This window comes from Agrobacterium sp. 6Ca8, assembly GCF_055382765.1.
This window is the reverse complement of the sequence record NZ_AP026433.1, coordinates 2,855,539-2,875,265: the sequence shown is the minus strand read 5'-3', so window position 1 is coordinate 2,875,265 and position 19,727 is coordinate 2,855,539. Positions and strand designations below refer to the sequence as shown.

The window sequence follows — 19,727 nt, the reverse complement described above, 5'->3', positions numbered from 1 at the left end:
CGATTTTAGTAAATTTCCGCTGTTAGATGCCCGCTTCCGGGTTGCCTAAAGCCGCCATTTTCTTTAAAGGCTCGCCATGACCCAGATAGCCCATCCCGACAGCATTCTCATCATCGATTTCGGCAGCCAGGTGACGCAGCTGATTGCGCGCCGCATCCGCGAAGCCGGGGTCTATTGCGAAATCCACCCGTTTCAGAATGCCGCAGAGGCGTTTGAGAAGCTCCAGCCCAAGGGCGTGATCTTCTCCGGCGGCCCCGCATCTGTAACGGCGGAAGGCAGCCCGCGTGCGCCGCAGGCGGTGTTCGACAGCAAGGTTCCGATCCTCGGCATCTGCTACGGCCAGCAGACGCTCTGCACCCAGCTTGGCGGCGTTGTCGAGGGCGGTCACGCGGCGGAATTCGGGCGCGCCGATATCGACATCAAAAAGGCAAGCCCTCTGTTCGACGGTTTCTGGGAACAGGGCAAGAGCTATCCCGTCTGGATGAGCCACGGCGACCGCGTGACGAAACTGCCGGAGGGTTTCGAGGTTATCGCAACCTCTGAGAACGCACCCTTCGCCATAGCTGCCGACGAGACACGCCACTATTACACCACCATGTTCCACCCGGAAGTGGTGCATACGCCAGATGGTGGCAAGCTGCTCTCCAACTTCGTGCACAAGATCGTCGGTCTTAAATCCGATTGGACGATGGCAGCCTATCGCGCCGAGATGATCCGCAAGATCCGCGATCAGGTCGGCACCGGGCGCGTGCTCTGCGCACTCTCCGGCGGCGTCGATTCCTCGGTTGCGGCGATCCTCATCCATGAGGCGATCGGTGACCAGCTGACCTGCGTTTACGTTGATCATGGCCTGATGCGGCTTGGCGAAAGCGAGCAGGTCGTCGGCATGTTCCGCGATCATTACAATATTCCGCTGGTACATGTGGATGCCGCAGACATGTTCCTGGGCCAGCTTTCTGGCGTCTCCGACCCGGAAGTGAAGCGCAAGACTATCGGCCGTTTGTTCATCGAGGTCTTCGAGGCGGAAGCTGCCAAGATCGCAGCAGACGGCAAGGGTGCTCCGAATTTCCTCGCGCAGGGCACGCTTTACCCTGACGTCATCGAGAGCGTTTCTTTCTCCGGCGGTCCTTCCGTCACCATCAAGAGCCACCACAATGTCGGTGGCCTTCCCGAGCGCATGAACATGCAACTGGTGGAGCCGCTGCGCGAGCTCTTCAAGGACGAGGTGCGTGCGCTTGGCCGTGAACTTGGCCTGCCGGATAGCTTCATCGGGCGCCATCCCTTCCCCGGCCCGGGTCTGGCGATCCGTTGCCCCGGTGCGGTCACCCGCGAGAAGCTCGATATTCTGCGCAAGGCAGATGCGATCTATCTCGACGAAATCCGCAAGGCGGGTCTTTACGACACCATCTGGCAGGCCTTCGCAGTGCTCCTGCCGGTGCAGACCGTGGGCGTCATGGGTGACTACCGCACCTATGACTTCGTCTGTGCGCTCCGCGCTGTGACCTCCGTGGATGGCATGACGGCGGATTTCTACCCCTACGACATGAATTTCCTCGGCCGCGCCGCGACCCGCATCATCAACGAAGTCCGCGGCATCAACCGTGTCGTCTATGACGTGACGAGCAAGCCGCCCGGCACGATCGAGTGGGAATAAAACGAAGGCGGAGCAATTCCGCCTTTTGTTCCTCTTTTGTTCTTTATTTTATCACCGCGCAATGATAGGTTTCCGGCCTTGGTATAAGGCTGTGGAGCATCGTCATGGAGTGCGAGTTGGCGGACGAAAGAGCCTTAAGGCAGCTTTGTTTTGATGGGCTGGAGCCGCAGAAAATACGGCGCATCAATCCGCGCTTTCGAAACAAGCTCCTGCTACTGCTGAAGCCACCACGGCAATTGGCGGAAAGAATTTTTGTCGATGCGTCGCATCATGCCATGGGTCGGACAACCCGCGAGGCATATCCCGCCGAGCTTCTGCACATAACCCTGCTGTGTTTGGGATGTTTCGAGACAATCCCTCACGGACTGACAAGCAGGCTGAAGGCAGCAATGGGTGCTGTAAACGCGCGGCCTGTTCCGGTCACCCTGGACGGAAGCGCGCTTTTCGGCAGTCGCAATAGTCTGGTGCTGCGAAACGGTGGTGATCTGCCGGAGATCAACGCTCTGGTGAAGCTGCTGCAACGCGCGCTTCGACAGGCAAACCTTCCCTATATCGCGGCACCATCCTTCACGCCGCATATCACGATGATTTATGGCTGTGGGAAGATAGAGCCGATGCCGGCCGGAAAACCCTATAGCTGGCTTGCGGGTAATTTCGAGCTTGTTTTCAGCCATAATGGCGAAACGCGACATGAGTCCCTTGGACGCTTCGCACTCTCCGCAAAAGCAGATCGTTATGAGCCGCTCGAAAGCCAGCTGCATTTACCGGATAAACTGATCGGTCCGAGAAAACGGCCGAACCGAAAGCAGGCGGAACGCTAAGGCCCGCCAACATATACGCACGAGCGAGGCGATGTCGCCTCGCTGCAAACGATAATCAGCTTAGAGCTGAACCTTGTCGAAAGCCTTGCCGTCGATGCCAAGCGCTTCGAGGTCGGCGCGGGCCGGCTTGCGATGCGCGCGAACAGCGGCCGAAACCGAAAGTGCGGCACCGAGAACGGCGAAAGTTTCGCCAAAGAAGTTACGCGATGTCTTTGCAACCTGACGCATTTTTCTCTCCATCTTTGATGCCCAGATAATGGGCATTTTTGGCCGCTGCTACAACTCATGATGTAGCAGGGAAGCCATGCAGCTTTGCTCGCGCTCGTTTGAATGTCAGACACTGCATTTTTGCATGGCTAGAATTCCGTGCTTCAGGCTGCGGGTTGAATACGGCGCATTATTTGTTATGCCGGAAGTTCAAGACAAAGAGGCGGCAACATGACGGTCACCATTTACGGCATCAAGAACTGCGACACGATGAAAAAGGCCAGAAGCTGGCTGGAAGCCAACGGTGTCGACTATTCTTTCCATGACTACAAGACGGCCGGCATCGACCAGGCTCATCTCGAAACATGGTGCGATGCCGCGGGCTGGGAAACGGTTCTGAACCGGGCCGGCACCACCTTCAAAAAACTGGACGATAGCCAGAAAGCCGATCTTACCCGCGAAAAGGCCATTGGCCTGATGCTGGAGCAGCCCTCCATGATCAAGCGACCGGTACTGGAGGTAAAGGAGACGATAACCGTCGGTTTCAAGCCGGAAACCTATCAGTCCCTCTTTGCGTGAGCGCAGGCCACCATGTCCAAGACAACCCGCGCTACGCAGATGCTAACCAAGGCCGGTGTGAACTTCACCACAGTTACCTATGACTACGACCCGAATGCCGACCGGATCGGCCTGCAGGCGGCCGAAGCTATCGGCGAACCGCCACATCTGGTTCTGAAAACACTGATGGCCGAGCTGGATGGCAAGCCGGTCTGCGTCGTCGTCCCGTCCGACCGGGAAGTGAGTATGAAGAAGCTCGCCTCTGCCTTCGGGGGGAAATCTGCCAGCATGATGAAGCCCGCCGATGCGGAGCGGGCAACCGGTTATCATGTGGGCGGCATCAGCCCTTTTGGACAGAAGAAACAGGTTCCGACCGCCATAGAGGCTGGGGCCATGACCCATTCCTATGTCTACATGAATGGTGGCCAGCGCGGTTTGCAGGTAAGGCTTTCCCCCGGCGACGCGCAGGCGGCGCTGAAAGCCGTTGTCGCACCTTTGGTGGCCGATTGACATCTCGACACAGCTTTGAAAGCATTTGGCTTTCGAAGCGAATGGGCTATGGTCGGCGCCTCCGATTGAAATATACGAAGGCAGATCATGACTGTTTCCCCCATCGATCCCGTCAAACTCGAGAAACTGGCTGAAGTCGCCGTCAAGGTCGGCCTGCAATTGCAGAAGGATCAGGATCTGGTGATCACCGCTCCGCTGGCGGCGTTGCCGCTGGTGCGGTTTTTGACCAAACACGCCTATCTTGCCGGCGGCGGGCTGGTCACCACCTTCTATTCCGACGAAGAAACCACGCTTTCCCGCTACCGCCACGCCAGCGACGCCAATTTCGACCGGGCTTCCGGCTGGCTCTATGACGGCATGGCCAAGGCCTATGCCAATGGCGCGGCGCGGCTTGCGATTGCCGGCGACAACCCCATGCTGCTGGCCGAACAGGATCCCGCCAAGGTGGCGCGCGCCAACAAGGCCAATTCCACGGCCTATAAGCCGGCGCTTGAGAAGATTTCCAACTTCGATATCAACTGGAACATCATCTCCTATCCAAACCCGTCCTGGGCAAAACAGGTCTTTCCCGGCGTGACGGAAGACGAAGCGGTTCGCAAGCTCGCGGACGCCATCTTCGCCGCTTCGCGTGTAGATCTCGCCGATCCGGTCGCGGCATGGGCGGAGCATAACGCCAATCTCGCCAAGCGTTCGGCATGGCTGAACGGTGAACGTTTCCCGTCGCTGCATTTCACCGGTCCCGGCACGGACGTGAAAATCGGCCTGGCGGACGGCCACGAATGGCATGGGGGCGCCTCCACCGCCAAGAACGGTGTCACCTGCAACCCGAACATTCCGACGGAAGAAGTGTTTACCACGCCGCATGCGCTGCGCGTGGATGGCTACGTGTCCAGCACCAAGCCGCTTTCACATCAGGGAACGCTGATCGACGATATCCAGGTGAAGTTCGAAGGCGGCCGCATCGTGGAAGCCAAGGCTTCGAAGGGCGAAGCCGTGCTGAACAAGGTGCTCGATACCGACGAGGGTGCGCGGCGTCTGGGTGAAGTGGCGCTGGTGCCGCATTCCTCGCCGATTTCGGCAAGTGGCATCCTGTTCTACAACACGCTGTTCGACGAAAACGCCTCCTGCCACATCGCGCTCGGCCAATGCTATTCGAAATGCTTCGTTGATGGTGCTTCGTTGTCGCAGGACCAGATCAAGGCGCAAGGCGGCAATTCCAGCCTGATCCACATCGACTGGATGATCGGTTCCGACAAGGTGGATATCGATGGCGTGAAGCCGGATGGCTCCACAGTTCCGGTGATGCGCAAGGGCGAATGGGCCTGAGCTATTTCGGCAGCTGGCTCCGCTGACTGAGCCAGATGCTGAAAAGCACTGCAACGAAGCCGACGATTTGCGCTGGCGTGAGGCTTTGGCCGAGCGCCAGCCAGCCGAGCAGGGTCGCAACGACGGGGCTTAGGAAACCGAGCGAGGCTGCAGCCGAGGGTTCGATGCGGGCGAGACCCCGGAACCACAGGAAATAGGTCAAGGCGGCACCAATAATGCCGAGATAGGCCATACCGAGAATATTGGCCGCGGTAGGTGCAGGCTGGGCCGGTTCCAGTAAATATGCGACCGGCAGAAGCAGAATGCCTCCAGCCGTCAATTGCCAGGCCGTAAAGGTGAGGTTCGACACCGGCGGTCGCCATTTGCGGGTGAGCACGGTTCCAAAGGCCATGGATACGGCGCCTGCAAGACCCGCAGCCACGCCGACGGCATCCAGCGCGGCAGCACCCGGCGCCAAAACCAGAAGTGCGACGCCTAAAATACCCAGAAGACCAGCGACAATGGCCAGCGGCCGGACCGGAGCGGCGAGAAACAGCCGCGAAAGGCCGATGACGATCAGGGGTTGGATCGCACCCACAGTCGCAGCCACTCCACCCGGCAGCCGGTAAGCCGAAACGAAAAGCATCGCCCAGAAAAACGAGAAATTCAGCGCACCTAGAATAAGGCTGCGAGACCACCAGATGCCCTCCGGTAGTTTTCTGACCAGAAGCAGCAGCAATATGCCGGCCGGCAAGGCGCGCAGCATCGCAACATGGAATGGATATCCATGCGGCAGGAATTCGGTGGTGACGAAGTAGGTCGTCCCCCAGATGGCGGGGGCAAGTGCCGTCACCAGCACATCGGCGGCATAGGTGGTGTTTTTCTTCATTTCAAGAATCTCTACATCAAGATAAATACAACTTAGCCAATTTTATCTTGACGTCAAGATATCAGTTGTTATGCCTTGGTGATGAACAAAGAACCGATTGATCACGTCGATCACATTCTAGCGCAATGGCACAAGGAGAGGCCCGATCTCGATGTCGAGCCCATGGGGCTGCTTGGGCGCTTGAAACGGCTAACCACGCATCTCGGCCGCGAGGTGGAGGCGGTGCTGCTGAAACACGGCCTCTCCTCTTCCGCTTTTGATGTGCTGGCGACATTACGGCGCGCGGGCGCGCCCTACCGGCTTTCGCCCGGTGATCTGCTGGCCATGACAATGGTAAGCTCCGGCACGATGACCAACCGGATCGACCAGCTGGAAAAAGCGGGTCTGGTGGAGCGCATCCACAACCCGCAGGATCGTCGCAGCGTGTTGATATCATTGACGGAGCGGGGATTTGCCATTGTCGAGGACGCGGTCAGCGCCCATGTCGAGAACCAGCAACGGCTGGTCGCACAGCTCAGCGAAGAAGAGCGCAACGCGCTGAACAAGCTTGTGAAGCGGTTTCTACAGGGATTTGAAGCTTAGGTTCCCTAAAAAGCGGACAGGAACCAGCAATCGCGCAGGCTATGGCGCTTGTTTCGGCGATAAAAATCCTATAAGCAATTTTCCGTTAACCTGTCCTACAGGTTGGAGGAACGATTGTATAAGCCCATTTCGCAGGAAACCGATCTCGTCAGCAGCGCGATTGGCGCAATCACGCGCCACATTCGCGAAAACGAACTTGCCCCCGGAGCGAAGCTGCCCAGCGAGCTTTCGCTCTCGCAGCAGCTCGGTGTCTCGCGCACCGTGGTTCGCGAGGCTTTCCGGTCCTTGTCGGCCATGCGGCTGATCGATGTCAGCGTCGGCAAGCGCGCCACGGTGGCGACGCTGGATCATGGCGCGATGTCGCTGATGTTCGAACATGGCATTCACACCGAGCAGATCAACATCCAGCAGATTTACGACGTGCGCCGCACCATCGAAGTCAGAACCGTGACGTTGGCGGCGCTGCGGCGAACGGATGCGGAGGCGCTCACCGTTCTCGACCACGCCAACAATATGGAGCGGGACTTTGGTAATAGTGACAGGGTCATGGAACACGACCTTGCCTTTCACCTTGCCGTTGCCAGAGCCTCCAAGAACCCGGTTTTCGAACTCATTCTCGGCGCCTTTCAGAATGTGACGCGCCAGACATGGCCGATCGGCTGGAAGAGCCGCAAATCCGACGCGCAGCGTCATGCCGCGACTGAACTTCATATCGCCATCGGACAGGCCATTGCCGCGGGCGACCCGCAAACGGCCTCAACACTTATGGCGCGGCATTTCGATGAAAGCGTGCATGCGCTTCTGGCCGCCGGCATCGCCTGATTTTTCAAACGCAGTTCCAGACCGAAAACTGCCTGCCTCTGGAGGAGACACTTCATGAAAATTACGAAACTCGAAACCGTCCGCGTGGCGGAACGGGCAAACCTGCTCTGGGTTCTGGTCCACACGGATGAGGGCATTACCGGACTTGGTGAAACCTTCTACGGCGCCGAGACGGTTGAAACCTATGTGCACGAATATATCGCACCCCGCGTGATCGGCCGCGATCCGCTGCAGATCGACCTTCTGGCACAGGACCTTGTCGGTTATCTCGGCTTCCGTTCATCGGGTGCGGAAGTACGCGGCAATTCGGCCTTCGATATCGCGCTTTGGGATATTTTTGGCAAGGCCACCAACCAGCCTATTGCGCAATTGCTTGGCGGCTTCAGCCGCAGGGAAATCCGCACGTACAATACCTGCGCGGGCACGGAATATATCAAGAAGGCGACCGGCCAGCAGACGGCCAATTACGGCCTGTCCGGCGGCAAGGATTATGACGATCTGAACGGCTTCCTGCACCGGGCGGACGAGCTTGCCCATTCGCTGCTGGAAGACGGCATCACGGCCATGAAGATCTGGCCTTTCGATGCGGCGGCGGAAAAGACGCGCGGCCAATATATCTCGATGCCTGACCTGAAAAGCGCGCTCGAGCCGTTCGAGAAAATTCGCAAGGCAGTCGGCGACAAGATGGATATCATGGTGGAGTTTCACTCCATGTGGCAGCTTCTGCCCGCCATGCAGATCGCCAAGGCGCTCACCCCTTACCAGACCTTCTGGCACGAAGATCCGATCAAGATGGACAGCCTTTCCAGCCTGACGCGTTATGCCGCCGTTTCACCCGCGCCGATTTCCGCATCGGAGACGCTCGGCTCACGATGGGCTTTCCGAGATCTCCTGGAAACTGGCGCCGCCGGCGTGGTGATGCTTGACATCAGCTGGTGTGGTGGACTTTCCGAAGCGCGCAAGATCGCTTCGATGGCCGAAGCCTGGCATCTGCCGATTGCGCCGCATGATTGCACCGGCCCGGTGGTACTCTGCGCCTCCACGCATCTGTCGCTCAACGCACCGAATGCGCTGGTTCAGGAAAGCGTGCGCGCCTTCTACAAGACCTGGTACCGCGATCTCGTTACCGCATTGCCGGAAGTTAAAAACGGCATGATCACCGTGCCGCCGGGTGCCGGCCTTGGCATGGAGCTGCATCCCGATATTGAAAAGACCTTCACCGTCAGCCGTCGTTTTTCAGACGCGGCGTCGATCTGATCAGAACAGACTGCCCTGATTTCCCGGGTCCGAAGAGGCCGGTTTCACCGGCTTCTTTTTGGGAGCGGCAGGCGTGGGAACGTCAGATGTTGGAGTAGCCTCGCCTGTCGTCAGGGCGGCCACGCGACCGTCGGCGAACTCCATAGACACCATAGCGCCGGACGCGATGGCAGCAGCCCGGGTCAGGGGCCGGTTCTCCTCGTCGCGGATGACAGCATAACCGCGGTTCAACACATTCTTATAGGACAGCGACTGCAGGATGCGGTCATGGGCAGCAAGGCCCGAGCGGTTCTGCGCCATGCGGTGAAGCACGGCGGTATCGGCACGTCGCGTTGCGGTGACGACCCGTTCCTTCTGCCTCTCCAACTGGCCGAGCAAGCGGGCTGGCAACGAACGCAGCGCGGAATCGGTCGAGGAAATTCTCGACTGTGCCTGCAACAGGCGGCGCTCCACAAGCGCCTCGGCCCTCTGCATGCGTTCCGTAACACGCTGGCGATGCTGCCGCAGACCATTCAGCAGGATTTCCGGCCTCAGACCCGAAGCAGAGCGTTCGAACGCGCGGCGCTTGTTCAGCGTCGTCATTTCAAGCCCGCGACCCAAACCGCTTGCGGCCTCGTCGAAACGACGGCGCGGCAGAGCCAGAAGCTGGTCAAGCGATGGCAGCGCACGCACCAGAGCACGCACGCCCTGTCGGCGATTGTCCATTTGGCGTGATACCGAGCCGGAAAGGCGCGCTGCAAGGCCGGAGAGCTGCGCCTCCAGTTCCGCACGCACCGGCACGGCCATTTCGGCGGCACCCGTCGGTGTCGGTGCGCGCACGTCGGCGGCGTAGTCGATCAGGGTCGTATCCGTCTCATGCCCCACAGCGGAAATCAGCGGGATTTCGCTCTCTGCAGCGGCGCGCACGACGATTTCGTCGTTGAAGCTCCAGAGATCTTCTAGACTGCCGCCACCACGGGCGACGATCAGCACGTCGGGGCGTGCAATCTCACCGCCGGGCTGAAGCGCATTGAAACCGCGAATGGCGTTCGCCACTTCCTCACCCGAGCCTTCCCCCTGCACCTTGACCGGCCAGACGACGACATGGACCGGAAAACGATCCGAAATGCGGTGGAGGATATCGCGAATGACTGCGCCCGTGGGCGATGTGACAACACCGATGACACGCGGCATGAACGGCAGGCGGCGTTTGCGTTCCGCATCGAACAGTCCTTCCGCCGCCAGACGCCGGCGGCGGTCCTCCAGCAAAGCCATCAGCGCGCCCGCTCCGGCCGGTTCCAGGCTTTCTATGACGATCTGATATTTCGAGGAGCCGGGAAAGGTGGTGACCTTGCCGGTGGCGATGACCTCCATGCCCTCTTCCGGGCGGAACTTCAGCCGCGAGAAAGTACCCTTCCAGATAACCGCATCGATGCGGGCGCGATCGTCCTTCAGGGAGAAATAGGCGTGACCCGACGAATGCGGACCCCGGTAGCCGGAAATCTCGCCGCGCACCCTCACCTGATCGAAAGCCGTCTCCACCGTTCGCTTGATGGAACCCGAAAGTTCGGAAACCGAGAACTCGGCAAGATTGCTCAATGCGGCATTGGAGAAAATATCGCTCATGCCCGTTTGTAACCAAAACCCGTCGATTCGGAAATGCCGGTACTGGCCGGGTCTATTTTAACGGCGGTGAAACCATATCCTCAACTAACGAGTTAGGAAAATGGGTGAGGGAGGAGAAAACAAGGGTTCGTTAGGGAAGAGGACGCTACGTCTTATCCCAGACCCGGCAACCAAAGAGGAGGCGGCATTCATGATTTTTCTTACCGCCACATTGCTCGGCGTAACCGCAGTTGCGTTGCGTTCGGTATTCAGCATCATTTTCATCTGCCTGATGGTTATCGGCGCCTATGGTGTCGCACTGGCGATTTCTGCAACAGCCGTGCCGCTGATGTCGCTGCTCCTGGCGCTTGCCGGTTATAATTTCGGCGTTGTGAGTGTGGTCATCGGCCTTCTCGTGCTGCAACGTCCGCGCTCCACCCAGCCGACGCTTTAAAGCACACGGCCTTGCGGCTTCGCCACTTCGCCCTGAGCGAGGTTTACGGACTGGCTGTAGACCTTTCCATCTCTTTTCTGCTGATTTTTTATATCGGCATCGACCCGCTTGCCGCCCGTCTTCCGGGCGCTTTGGCAGGGCTTGCGACGAGTTGGAGGCTAAACCATTCGAATGGCGATGGCCGCAATGAGCTGAACGGCTTTCTGTTGAACGCCGTCACGCTTATCTCCCGCATGGTTGGCGTCGGGCTGTTCGCCCTGCTGCAATGGCGCAATCCACTCGTGCAGCCGCTGGTCCCGCTTGCTTTTTCGGCACTCGCGGCATTGGTGCTGGCGCTTTACGGCTATAGGCGGCTTCAAAAGCAGCGTGCGGATCAGGATTAAACCGTCTCCCAACCGTCCTTTTCCGCCGCACGGTAGATGGCATCGATGAAAAGCTGGTTCTTCCTCGAGCTTTCCAGGGTGACGACCTCGCCCTCACCTTTCACCGCGCGGGCAAAGGCCTCCGCCTCCAGCTTGTACTGGCGACTATCCTGAAACCGGAAGACTTGCGACTGGTTATGGCCCTGGTTGGTCAACTCGATTTCCTCCGCGCCCCAGCGATTTGCATTGAAGGGAGATTTGATCTCGATGTACCCGTCCGTGCCATGGAAAACCATCAGCTGGCGGGCGGCAAGCTGGGTTGCCAGATAAAAGCTCAGTTCGAAGCCGCCGAAATCGGCCCTGACGCTGGAATAGATATCGGTGCCGAATTCCTTATCACGCTCGACGCTCGCCTGTACGCGCTTCGGCTCGGCACCCGTGGCAAAACGGGTGACGATGGTCGGGTAGACGCCGATATCCGGCAAGGCCCCGCCGCCCAGTTCGGGAATATTGCGCATATTGCCGGGATCGCGGTTGAAGTAGCTGAAAGCGCCCTGCACATGCTTCAGCGTTCCGATTGCACCTGATGCCAGCAATTCCTTCACCTTGGCCCAAACAGGAGAATAGGTGACCATGAAAGCCTCCGACACGACAACGCCATTGTCGTCCCGCGCCGCGATGATGGCGTCGATCTCTTCAGCCTTGAGTGCGATCGGCTTTTCACACAGCACGTGTTTGCCGGCATTGGCAGCTTTTATGGTCCATTCCACATGTTGCGAGGTGGGAAGCGGAATATAGACGGCATCGATGACATCGGACGCAAGCATTTCCTCATAGGAGCCGAAGGCATGCGGGACGGAAAAACGATCTGCAACCGCGCGCGCCTTGGCATGATCGCGGCTGGCGATGGCGCTGACCACACAGTTCCGCGCATCCTGTATCGCCGGAATGACGTGATCCTGAGCGATTTTCGCCGTTGAAATTATTCCGAAGCGCAGCATCTCATTCTCCCACTCTGTAATTCCGGGAAACTTACCATTGTCGCGACGCCTGGCAAGTCGCACGAAACGTAACTGCAAACGCTATGGCCGGATTCGTCCTTCCTTTGTCGGTTTCCATGCTTTTATCCAGCCTTTCAAAGGTGAATTATGCTATGCATGAACCCAATGGAGAATCATGAAATGTCCTCCTCTCACACAGCACTCCTTGTCATCGACGTTCAGGAATCCTTCCGGCACACCCCCTATTTCGAGGAAAGCGAACTTCCCGCCTATCTGGAAAAACAGCAGGCACTGATCGACGGCGCCAAGGCATCTGGCATTCCAATCGTGCAAATCTTTCATGTCGATGGCGACCGGGCCTTTGCAGAGGAGAGCGGCTATATTCGCGCGCTGGAAGGTGTGCGCATTACCCCTGACGTCACCTTTCGCAAGAACCGCCACTCTGCTTTCGCCGGCACCGGCCTCGATATCTGGCTGACGCAAAAGGGTATCAACCGGCTGATCGTATCCGGCATCCGCACCGAACAGTGCTGCGAAACGACCACACGGCATGCATCGGACCTCGGTTACACAGTCGATTACGTCACCGAGGCGACGCTTACCTTTCCAATGACGCACGCCTCGGGCACCGTGTTCAGCCCTGATGATATTCGCACCCGAACCGAGCTGGTGCTGGCCGGTCGCTTTGCGCGTATCGCAACCGTCGGCGACGTTCTCGAAACGGTACGAAAGGCCGCCTGATGGACAATGGCGGCACGCGGACCATTCCCTTTTTTACGCTTGTGCCGCCACACGCGCTGTTGCTCGACATTGCCGGCCCGCTGGAGGTGATCCGTTATGCCAACGCGGAACAGCGGGACATCCATTTCGACTGCCGTTACATCGCGGAACATGACCAGCAGCAATCCTCCATCGGCCTTGGGCTTTGCGGGCTGGAGGCCTTGCCCGAGAGCCTGCCGGACAATGCTTTCCTGCTGATTTCCGGCAGCATCTCCCGATTCGACAACGCGCCCGAGATGCGACGGGAGCGGCAGGCGCTGGTGGCATGGTTGCGCCGCGCAGTGCGCGCGGACACCACAGTCATTTCCATTTGCTCCGGCGCACTGCTGGCGGGCGAAGCCGGACTTTTCGACGGGCGGAGCTGTACGACACATGCGGATTGCGTCGAAGCGCTGCGCCGCACCGCACCGCTGTCGCAGGTGGCCGAAAACCGTCTTTTCGTAGAGGATGGCAACCGCTTCTCCAGCGCTGGTATTTCCACCGGCACCGACCTCATGCTGCATGTCGTTTCCCGACTGACATCGCCTGCGGTCGCGGCGCGCATTGCCAAAAACATGGTCGTTTATCTCAGGCGCAGCGGCAATGATCCGCAAATCTCCCCCTGGCTTACCGGCCGCAACCACATTCACCCCGCCATTCACCGGGTGCAGGACCGGGTGATGACTGAGCCGGCTCAGGACTGGTCGCTGGAACGGCTGGCCGATATTGCCGCACTCAGCGAGAGGCACCTGTCCCGCCTGTTTCGCGAGCATACCGGCATCAGCGTCATCGACTACGTCAACCTGATGCGGGTCAATCTCGCCCGCGACATCCTTGCAAACAGCCGTCTGGATATGGAGACAATTGCGGAGCGGGCGGGCTTTGCCTCCGCCCGGCATTTGCGGCGCGTGTGGCAACAGCACAATCACCTCCCGCCCAGCCACTATCGCGGCTTTCAGGCCTGATCTCACCCGCTTTTGCCCGTTGCCTGATGAATGCCATCAAAGGAATTGAATGGTTATGCCGGCAAGCAGTTGATAACCTTGCCGCCAAAGACAGCAACAGGAGCATTCCCCGTGGAAAAACGAAGCCTTGGCCGCACCGGCCTCTCCATCGCCCCGATCGTCTTCGGCGGCAACGTGTTCGGCTGGACAGCGGACGAGAAGACTTCCTTTGCCCTGCTCGATGCATTTTTCGACGCCGGGTTCAACGCCATCGACACGGCAGACGTCTATTCCGCCTGGGTGGACGGGCATGAGGGCGGAGAGTCGGAAGCCATCATCGGAAAATGGCTGAAACAGTCGAGCGTCAAGCGTGAGGACGCGGTGATCGTTACCAAGGTTGGTTTCGACAATCGCGGTCAGAAGACAGGCCTCAGCGCCAAATGGATCGCAGAGGCTGTCGACGCCTCGCTGAAGCGGCTGCAAACCGACTATATCGATCTCTACCTCGCCCATAAGCCGGACGCGGATGTGCCGCTGGAGGAAACGCTTGCAGCCTTTGCAAAGCTGAAGGAACAGGGAAAGATACGCGCCATCGGGTGCTCCAACTATTCGGTGAGCCAGCTTCAGGAAGCGCTGGACACGGCCGCGAAGAACGATCTGCCCCGTTACGATGTGCTGCAGCCCGAATATAATCTCTACAACCGTGCGGATTTCGAAGGCCCGCTTGCCGATCTTTGCGTCGCCCAGGAAATTGGTGTCATCAATTATTATAGCCTCGCGGCCGGGTTCCTCACCGGGAAATATCGCGCCAAGGCGGATACCGAAGGCGTCGCCCGCAGCTACCGGGTGGGTGAATATGTCAACGCCCGTGGCCTTGCCGTTCTGGGCGCCATGGATGCGGTTGCCGTGGAAACCGGAGCCAGGCTTGCCGATATCGCGCTGGCGTGGCTATTGCGGAAGAAGGCCGTGACGGCACCGATTGCCAGCGCCACCAGCCTGTCGCAACTCGAAAGCTTCAAACGCGCCGTCAATCTCAAGCTGACGGATGAGATGATGACGCTGCTCGACAAGGCGGGCGCGTGACATGGATCTTGTAATTCGCGACGCGGAGCCGGAAGACCGGGCAGAATGGCTGCGCCTGTGGAACGACTATCTCGCCTTCTATAACGTACACCTTGCCGAGGAAGTTACGGACCATACATGGGCGCGTATCCTCGATCCGGCATCACGCGTTTCCATGCGCGTGGCTCTTCTGGGCGACAGGATGGCCGGTTTCGCCATCCATCACTTCCATGATTCCACCTGGGTGAAAACGCCCGACTGCTATCTGGAAGACCTGTTCGTTGACGGCGCGATCCGTGGCAAGGGAACAGGCCGGGCGCTGATGGATGACCTCATTGCCATATGCAAGGAAAAGGGCTGGTCCCGGCTTTACTGGAACACTGACGAGCACAATCACCGTGCCCAGAAGCTTTACGACAGCTACGTCAAAAGCGACGGCCATATCCGCTATCGCATCAAGTTCTGATCACCCTCTGAAGCGGAAGAAATCCACGAAAGCCCTTAGCGCCGGGCGCATCTGCCGGCGCGAGGGGTAATAGATATAAAAACCATCAAAGGGCGCGCACCAGTCCTCCAGCACCCGGACCAGCCTGCCTTCCTTGATGTCGTCTTCTACGCGCTGTTCGAAAACGAAAGCCAGACCCGCGCCGTCAATCGCCGCCCGGCGAATAAGGCTCTGGTCCGACAGGATGAGCGGCCCCTGCACATCGACCACCAAAGGTCTGCCGTCCTTTTCCAGCTCCCAGCGGTAGAGCAGACCACTGGAGAAGCGACGGAGAATACAGCGATGCCCCATCAAATCCCTCGGCTCACGGGGCGGGGGATTTTCTTCGAAATAGGTGGGGGCGCCGACGATCGCGCCACGCCATGGGCCGCTCGCCTTCACGGCAATCATATCCGCTTCAAGATTCTCGCCGAGCCGCAGACCGGCATCGAAACCTTTTGCGACAATATCCTCGAAGCGGTCATCGGTCGAAATCTCCAGCGAGATATCTGGATATAGCCGCAGGAACTCGCCAAGCCGGGGCATGATCAGGTCCTCCGCCGCAAGTCTCGGCAGGGTTATCCGCAACGGTCCGGCCGGCCTTCCGCCATGCTCGGCAAGCGTATCGATGACGGCATCGATTTCAGCAAGGGCCGGCCCAAGCGTCTCGAGAAGCCGCCTGCCCTCCTCTGTCGGCGAAACGCTGCGGGTGGTACGATGCAGCAGGCGCAGGCCAAGGCTTGCTTCGAGCGACGATACTGCATGGCTGACGGCGGAAGGCGCAATGGCAAGTTCGGCGGCAGCTTTACGAAAGCTGCGGCCTTCGGCAACGGCAGCGAGGACAGCGAGTTGGGAGAGTTGCACACGGTTCATTGTTCTAAATAATAGAACAACCCGCAACGATTTGCAGCGATTATTTTTGCCGTCTTAGGGCGCTATCTTCTCATCACGCCCCTGACAACGGGCGGTTCCTCATGGAAGGACGAACAGATGAAAAAAAGAACTCTCGGAAACAACCTTTCCGTTTCGGCGCTTGGCCTCGGCTGCATGGGCATGACCCATGCCTATAGCCCGACCGGCGACGAAAATAGTGCAATAGCGACGCTGCACCGCGCCGTCGAACTCGGTGTCACTTTTTTTGACACGGCAGAGGTCTATGGGCCTTACAACAACGAAATCCTCGTCGGCAAGGGTTTGAAGCCCTATCGCGACAAGGTGGTCATTGCTACCAAGTTCGGTTTCAAAATCGACGCTAGCAAACCCGCAGGCCAGATGATGGTGGGCACCGACAGCCGCCCGGAAAATGTGCGCGCCGTCGCCGAAGCCTCTCTCAAACGCCTAGGCGTCGACACCATCGACTTGTTCTATCAGCATCGCGTCGATCCGGATGTTCCAATCGAAGATACGGTCGGCGCCATGGCGGAACTGGTGCGGCAGGGCAAGGTGAAACATCTAGGCCTTTCGGAAGCGAGTGCCGAAACACTTCGCAAGGCGCATTCCACTCACCCGATCGCTGCCATACAGAGCGAATATTCGTTGTGGACCCGCGATGTGGAGGAAAACGGCGTGCTGGAAACCTGCCGGGAACTCGGTATCGGTTTCGTCCCCTTCAGCCCGCTCGGGCGTGGTGCCCTGACGGGCGCGCTGAAGTCGCTCGACGGACTTGCATCCGACGATTTCCGCCGCGGCCTGCCGCGCTTCCAAAGTGAAAACTTCGATGCCAATCTGGCGCTCATCAAGCTTCTGGAAGATATGGCTGCCGAAAAGGGTGTTACCGCCGGGCAACTGGCGCTGGCCTGGGTGCTGGCGCAGGGTGACTTTATCGTTCCGATCCCCGGTACGACGAAAATCGCCAATCTTGAGACAAACGTGGCGGCAGCGGATGTATCGCTGACGGCAGAAGAAGTCGCCAGCCTTGGCGCGTTGCTTTCTCCAGCAAAGGTTGCCGGCCAACGATATCCCGAGCGTATGTCCCAGATGGCGAACCGCTAAAAACAAAAAAGCCGAGGCGACTGCCTCGGCTTTTTCAATTCATGGAAACAGAGCTTTACGCTCTCAGCACGCCGCCCGTCGATTTCTCGACATTACCGACGATCTTTGCGGTCAGCGCCTCGAAATCCTCGTCCGTCAGCGTCTTGTCGACCGGCTGGATCTGAACTTCAATGGCGATGGACTTTCGGCTTTCGCCAAGCGATGCCCCTTCGAAGACGTCAAAGACATTGACGCCGGTGATCAGCTTCCGATCAGCGCTTGTTGCAGCCTTGATGATGGCGCCTGCCTCGACCGACTTGTCGACCACGAAGGCGAAGTCGCGCTTGACCGCCTGGAAGGGCGAAAGCTCAAGGGCCGGCTTTGTGCGGGTCGCCTTCTTCTTCGGCTCCGGCATGGCGTCGAGATAGATCTCGAAACCGCTATAGACACCGGAAACATCCAGCTCTGACAGAGTCTTCGGGTGGAATTCACCGAAATAGCCGAGCACGACCTTCGGACCCATCTTGATGGTGCCGGAGCGGCCAGGGTGATACCAGCCGGGAGCGCCGGCCTCGATCTGCACATTGGCCATCGGCAGGCCGCAGGCTTCGAGCACCGAAAGCGCATCGGCCTTGGCGTCATAGACATCCACCGGCTTGCCGCCGCCCTTTGTGGCATTGGACCACATGCGGCCGCTTCCTGCGAGCGAGGCCGTGCCACGGCGTACACCGCCGGCAACACGGCGCTGGGTGTCTGGCGTGTCACCCTCATAGGTGCCGGAGACCTCGAAGATTGCCACATCGCCATGGCCCTTGTCGGCATTGCGCTGTGCTGCGGTCAGAAGGCCCGGCAGAAGCGAAGGACGCATATCCGACATATCGGCCGCGATGGGGTTGGCCAGTTTCAGAGCGGGCGAACCGCCACCGAAAAGCTTCGCGTGAGCTTCCGGGATGAAGGACCACGTGACGGCCTCCAGCATGCCACGGCTGGCAAGCGCACGGCGCGCGGTGCGGGTGCGCACCTGCAGCGTCGTCAAGATGCGGCCGTTGACGGCACCGAAGCTCTCCAGCGGTTCCGGCTTGATGTTGTCGACGCCATGAATGCGCATGACCTCTTCCACCAGATCGGCCTTGCCGTCGACATCCGGGCGCCAGGACGGCACGGTGACGGAAACACGCTCGCCCGTTCCCTCGATGCCGAAACCGAGACCCTTTAGAATGGCCAGGCTTTCTTCCGCCGAAACTTCTAGGCCGGTCAGACGCTTCACTTCCGAGAGCGGAAAATCCACGACCTTGGGCTGATGCCCCTTGTAACCGACGACCTTGGCTTCGCCGGCAACGCCGCCGCAGAGTTCCAGAACCAGTTCGGTGGTGCGTTCCAGACCCGGAACCATATATTCCGGATCGACGCCGCGCTCGAAGCGATAACGGGCATCGGTGATGATGCCGAGCGAACGGCCGGTCTTGGCGATGTTGATCGGATCCCAGAGAGCGGACTCGATCAACACGTCAACGGTGTTTTCATCACAGCCGGAGTGTTCACCGCCCATGACGCCGCCGATGGACTCGAGGCCCTTTTCGTCGGCGATGACGACATTGTTCGGGCCGAGCTTGTATTCGCGCTGATCAAGCGCGAGGATCGTCTCACCCTCTTTCGCACGGCGGACCGTCAGGTCGCCCTTGACCTTGGCGGCATCGAAGACGTGCATCGGCCGGCCCTGATCGAAGGTCATGTAGTTGGTGATGTCCACGAGCGCATTGATGGGACGCAGGCCGATCGCCATCAGACGCTGCTGCATCCACTTCGGGCTCGGGCCGTTCTTCACACCGCGCACGATGCGCAGCGAAAAGCCGGGGCAGAGCGCCGCGTCATCCAGCTCCAGCTTCACGTCGACCGGGGTTGAGCCTTCGACCTTGAAGGACGGCGCTGGCTTGGTCTTGAGCTTGCCGAGACCGGAAGCGGCGAGATCGCGCGCGATGCCATAGATCGAGGTGCAATCCGGGCGGTTTGGCGTCAGATTGATCTCGATGACCGGATCGTCAAGTCCGGCATAGGTCGCGAAAGAAGTGCCGACCGGCGCGTCTTCCGGCAGATCGATGATGCCGTCGTGATCGTCGGAAATGTTCAGCTCTTTTTCGGAGCACATCATGCCGTGGCTTTCGACACCGCGTATCTTGCCGACGGCAAGCGTGACATCGATGCCCGGCACGTAAACGCCAGGACGCGCCAGCGCACCGACAAGGCCGGCGCGCGCATTCGGTGCGCCGCAGACGATCTGCACTGGCTTGCCGTCACCGGCATCCACCATCAACACCTTGAGGCGGTCGGCCTCGGGGTGTTTTTCGGCGGAGACGACCTTGGCAATGACGAAAGGCTTATAGGCCGCCTTGTCGTCGACGTCCTCGACCTCAAGCCCGATCGCCGTCAACCGTTCGCAAATCTCGTCCAGCGTCGCATCCGTTTCGAGATGCTCTTTCAGCCAGGAAAGAGTGAATTTCATG

General features: G+C 59.2%; 21 protein-coding genes. 15 read left to right on the top strand and 6 right to left on the bottom strand.

Annotated elements, in window-relative coordinates; all coding sequences use genetic code 11:
• The first annotated feature begins 76 nt into the window (after nt 1-76).
• Nucleotides 77-1,654, top strand: coding sequence for a glutamine-hydrolyzing GMP synthase (guaA, locus tag ACZ5A6_RS13985; RefSeq protein ID WP_065661458.1), 1,578 nt, complete (start codon nt 77-79; stop codon nt 1,652-1,654).
• Nucleotides 1,655-1,758: 104 nt separating this feature from the next.
• Nucleotides 1,759-2,475: a 2'-5' RNA ligase family protein gene (locus ACZ5A6_RS13980; RefSeq protein WP_065661459.1), complete on the top strand. Its 717-nt coding sequence runs from the start codon at nt 1,759-1,761 to the stop codon at nt 2,473-2,475.
• Nucleotides 2,476-2,535: 60 nt separating this feature from the next.
• Here the strand turns inward: ACZ5A6_RS13980 and ACZ5A6_RS13975 are convergent, their stop codons facing one another.
• Complete coding sequence (locus ACZ5A6_RS13975; RefSeq protein WP_003503889.1) at nt 2,536-2,703, bottom strand: hypothetical protein; 168 nt, start codon at nt 2,701-2,703, stop codon at nt 2,536-2,538.
• 210 nt (nt 2,704-2,913) lie between these two features.
• Here ACZ5A6_RS13975 and ACZ5A6_RS13970 point away from each other — a divergent pair, with 210 nt between their 5' ends.
• The 3 genes from ACZ5A6_RS13970 to ACZ5A6_RS13960 all read left to right on the top strand — a co-directional run bounded on the left by ACZ5A6_RS13970 (nt 2,914) and on the right by ACZ5A6_RS13960 (nt 5,076).
• Nucleotides 2,914-3,261 carry an ArsC family reductase gene (locus ACZ5A6_RS13970; protein WP_065661460.1) on the top strand — a complete coding sequence of 116 codons (348 nt, stop codon included), beginning with the start codon at nt 2,914-2,916 and terminating at the stop codon, nt 3,259-3,261.
• 12 nt (nt 3,262-3,273) lie between these two features.
• Nucleotides 3,274-3,750, top strand: coding sequence for a Cys-tRNA(Pro) deacylase (gene ybaK, locus ACZ5A6_RS13965; RefSeq protein ID WP_065661461.1), 477 nt, complete (start codon nt 3,274-3,276; stop codon nt 3,748-3,750).
• A gap of 87 nt (nt 3,751-3,837) precedes the next feature.
• Entirely contained in the window at nt 3,838-5,076 is a 1,239-nt protein-coding gene (locus tag ACZ5A6_RS13960) for an aminopeptidase (RefSeq protein ID WP_464110964.1), read from the top strand.
• 1 nt (nt 5,077) lies between these two features.
• On the opposite strand, the gene pecM is transcribed toward ACZ5A6_RS13960, so the two are convergent.
• Complete coding sequence (gene pecM, locus ACZ5A6_RS13955; RefSeq protein ID WP_174060667.1) at nt 5,078-5,944, bottom strand: 4-hydroxybenzaldehyde efflux transporter PecM; 867 nt, start codon at nt 5,942-5,944, stop codon at nt 5,078-5,080.
• Nucleotides 5,945-6,025: 81 nt separating this feature from the next.
• Between pecM and ACZ5A6_RS13950 the strand changes: the two genes are divergently transcribed.
• From ACZ5A6_RS13950 to ACZ5A6_RS13940, 3 genes are all read left to right on the top strand, one after another.
• Nucleotides 6,026-6,526 (top strand): MarR family winged helix-turn-helix transcriptional regulator, encoded by a 501-nt coding sequence (locus ACZ5A6_RS13950; RefSeq protein WP_174060666.1) that lies wholly within the window; start codon nt 6,026-6,028, stop codon nt 6,524-6,526.
• 114 nt (nt 6,527-6,640) lie between these two features.
• Nucleotides 6,641-7,348 carry a FadR/GntR family transcriptional regulator gene (locus ACZ5A6_RS13945; RefSeq protein WP_112682591.1) on the top strand — a complete coding sequence of 236 codons (708 nt, stop codon included), beginning with the start codon at nt 6,641-6,643 and terminating at the stop codon, nt 7,346-7,348.
• 54 nt (nt 7,349-7,402) lie between these two features.
• Nucleotides 7,403-8,605 carry a mandelate racemase/muconate lactonizing enzyme family protein gene (locus ACZ5A6_RS13940; protein WP_174060665.1) on the top strand — a complete coding sequence of 401 codons (1,203 nt, stop codon included), beginning with the start codon at nt 7,403-7,405 and terminating at the stop codon, nt 8,603-8,605.
• Here the strand turns inward: ACZ5A6_RS13940 and xseA are convergent, their stop codons facing one another.
• On the bottom strand, nt 8,606-10,210 hold the full coding sequence (xseA, locus tag ACZ5A6_RS13935; protein ID WP_149909560.1) for an exodeoxyribonuclease VII large subunit: 1,605 nt from the start codon (nt 10,208-10,210) through the stop codon (nt 8,606-8,608). It abuts the gene before it with no gap.
• Between the two features lie 190 nt (nt 10,211-10,400).
• On the opposite strand from xseA, the gene ACZ5A6_RS13930 reads away from it, so the two are divergent.
• A complete protein-coding gene (locus tag ACZ5A6_RS13930; protein WP_038489554.1) occupies nt 10,401-10,643 on the top strand; it encodes a hypothetical protein in 243 nt (80 codons plus the stop codon).
• A gap of 11 nt (nt 10,644-10,654) precedes the next feature.
• Nucleotides 10,655-11,026: a hypothetical protein gene (locus tag ACZ5A6_RS13925; protein WP_149909559.1), complete on the top strand. Its 372-nt coding sequence runs from the start codon at nt 10,655-10,657 to the stop codon at nt 11,024-11,026.
• Here the strand turns inward: ACZ5A6_RS13925 and ACZ5A6_RS13920 are convergent.
• Nucleotides 11,023-12,006, bottom strand: coding sequence for a Gfo/Idh/MocA family protein (locus tag ACZ5A6_RS13920; RefSeq protein ID WP_003514640.1), 984 nt, complete (start codon nt 12,004-12,006; stop codon nt 11,023-11,025). The two genes, ACZ5A6_RS13925 and ACZ5A6_RS13920, sit on opposite strands and share 4 nt — an antisense overlap.
• Nucleotides 12,007-12,186: 180 nt before the next feature.
• Here ACZ5A6_RS13920 and ACZ5A6_RS13915 point away from each other — a divergent pair, with 180 nt between their 5' ends.
• From ACZ5A6_RS13915 to ACZ5A6_RS13900, 4 genes are all read left to right on the top strand, one after another.
• A complete protein-coding gene (locus tag ACZ5A6_RS13915) occupies nt 12,187-12,747 on the top strand; it encodes an isochorismatase family protein (protein WP_065661465.1) in 561 nt (186 codons plus the stop codon).
• On the top strand, nt 12,747-13,730 hold the full coding sequence (locus tag ACZ5A6_RS13910) for a GlxA family transcriptional regulator (protein WP_174060664.1): 984 nt from the start codon (nt 12,747-12,749) through the stop codon (nt 13,728-13,730). Before ACZ5A6_RS13915 ends, ACZ5A6_RS13910 begins: the two co-directional genes overlap by 1 nt.
• A 111-nt stretch (nt 13,731-13,841) precedes the next feature.
• Entirely contained in the window at nt 13,842-14,792 is a 951-nt protein-coding gene (locus ACZ5A6_RS13905; RefSeq protein ID WP_025592187.1) for an aldo/keto reductase, read from the top strand.
• 1 nt (nt 14,793) lies between these two features.
• A complete protein-coding gene (locus ACZ5A6_RS13900) occupies nt 14,794-15,237 on the top strand; it encodes a GNAT family N-acetyltransferase (protein WP_003514632.1) in 444 nt (147 codons plus the stop codon).
• Here ACZ5A6_RS13900 and ACZ5A6_RS13895 read toward each other — a convergent pair whose 3' ends face one another.
• On the bottom strand, nt 15,238-16,128 hold the full coding sequence (locus tag ACZ5A6_RS13895; protein ID WP_174060663.1) for a LysR family transcriptional regulator: 891 nt from the start codon (nt 16,126-16,128) through the stop codon (nt 15,238-15,240).
• 117 nt (nt 16,129-16,245) lie between these two features.
• Between ACZ5A6_RS13895 and ACZ5A6_RS13890 the strand changes: the two genes are divergently transcribed.
• Nucleotides 16,246-17,247, top strand: coding sequence for an aldo/keto reductase (locus ACZ5A6_RS13890; protein WP_013635323.1), 1,002 nt, complete (start codon nt 16,246-16,248; stop codon nt 17,245-17,247).
• 55 nt (nt 17,248-17,302) lie between these two features.
• Here ACZ5A6_RS13890 and pheT read toward each other — a convergent pair whose 3' ends face one another.
• Complete coding sequence (gene pheT / locus ACZ5A6_RS13885; RefSeq protein WP_003514627.1) at nt 17,303-19,726, bottom strand: phenylalanine--tRNA ligase subunit beta; 2,424 nt, start codon at nt 19,724-19,726, stop codon at nt 17,303-17,305.
• Between the last annotated feature and the right edge of the window lies 1 nt (nt 19,727).

What these genes read in the sequence shown, in the direction of transcription:
- ACZ5A6_RS13970 (WP_065661460.1), top strand. Translation starts at nt 2,914, where the DNA reads ATGACGGTCACCATTTACGGCATCAAGAACTGCGACACGATGAAAAAG.
- ACZ5A6_RS13950 (WP_174060666.1), top strand. Translation starts at nt 6,026, where the DNA reads ATGAACAAAGAACCGATTGATCACGTCGATCACATTCTAGCGCAATGG.
- xseA (WP_149909560.1), bottom strand. Translation starts at nt 10,210, where the DNA reads ATGAGCGATATTTTCTCCAATGCCGCATTGAGCAATCTTGCCGAGTTC.
- ACZ5A6_RS13975 (WP_003503889.1), bottom strand. Translation starts at nt 2,703, where the DNA reads ATGCGTCAGGTTGCAAAGACATCGCGTAACTTCTTTGGCGAAACTTTC.
- guaA (WP_065661458.1), top strand. Translation starts at nt 77, where the DNA reads ATGACCCAGATAGCCCATCCCGACAGCATTCTCATCATCGATTTCGGC.
- ACZ5A6_RS13940 (WP_174060665.1), top strand. Translation starts at nt 7,403, where the DNA reads ATGAAAATTACGAAACTCGAAACCGTCCGCGTGGCGGAACGGGCAAAC.
- ybaK (WP_065661461.1), top strand. Translation starts at nt 3,274, where the DNA reads ATGTCCAAGACAACCCGCGCTACGCAGATGCTAACCAAGGCCGGTGTG.
- ACZ5A6_RS13920 (WP_003514640.1), bottom strand. Translation starts at nt 12,006, where the DNA reads ATGCTGCGCTTCGGAATAATTTCAACGGCGAAAATCGCTCAGGATCAC.
- pecM (WP_174060667.1), bottom strand. Translation starts at nt 5,944, where the DNA reads ATGAAGAAAAACACCACCTATGCCGCCGATGTGCTGGTGACGGCACTT.
- ACZ5A6_RS13890 (WP_013635323.1), top strand. Translation starts at nt 16,246, where the DNA reads ATGAAAAAAAGAACTCTCGGAAACAACCTTTCCGTTTCGGCGCTTGGC.
- ACZ5A6_RS13910 (WP_174060664.1), top strand. Translation starts at nt 12,747, where the DNA reads ATGGACAATGGCGGCACGCGGACCATTCCCTTTTTTACGCTTGTGCCG.
- ACZ5A6_RS13960 (WP_464110964.1), top strand. Translation starts at nt 3,838, where the DNA reads ATGACTGTTTCCCCCATCGATCCCGTCAAACTCGAGAAACTGGCTGAA.
- ACZ5A6_RS13895 (WP_174060663.1), bottom strand. Translation starts at nt 16,128, where the DNA reads ATGAACCGTGTGCAACTCTCCCAACTCGCTGTCCTCGCTGCCGTTGCC.
- pheT (WP_003514627.1), bottom strand. Translation starts at nt 19,726, where the DNA reads ATGAAATTCACTCTTTCCTGGCTGAAAGAGCATCTCGAAACGGATGCG.
- ACZ5A6_RS13980 (WP_065661459.1), top strand. Translation starts at nt 1,759, where the DNA reads ATGGAGTGCGAGTTGGCGGACGAAAGAGCCTTAAGGCAGCTTTGTTTT.
- ACZ5A6_RS13930 (WP_038489554.1), top strand. Translation starts at nt 10,401, where the DNA reads ATGATTTTTCTTACCGCCACATTGCTCGGCGTAACCGCAGTTGCGTTG.
- ACZ5A6_RS13900 (WP_003514632.1), top strand. Translation starts at nt 14,794, where the DNA reads ATGGATCTTGTAATTCGCGACGCGGAGCCGGAAGACCGGGCAGAATGG.
- ACZ5A6_RS13915 (WP_065661465.1), top strand. Translation starts at nt 12,187, where the DNA reads ATGTCCTCCTCTCACACAGCACTCCTTGTCATCGACGTTCAGGAATCC.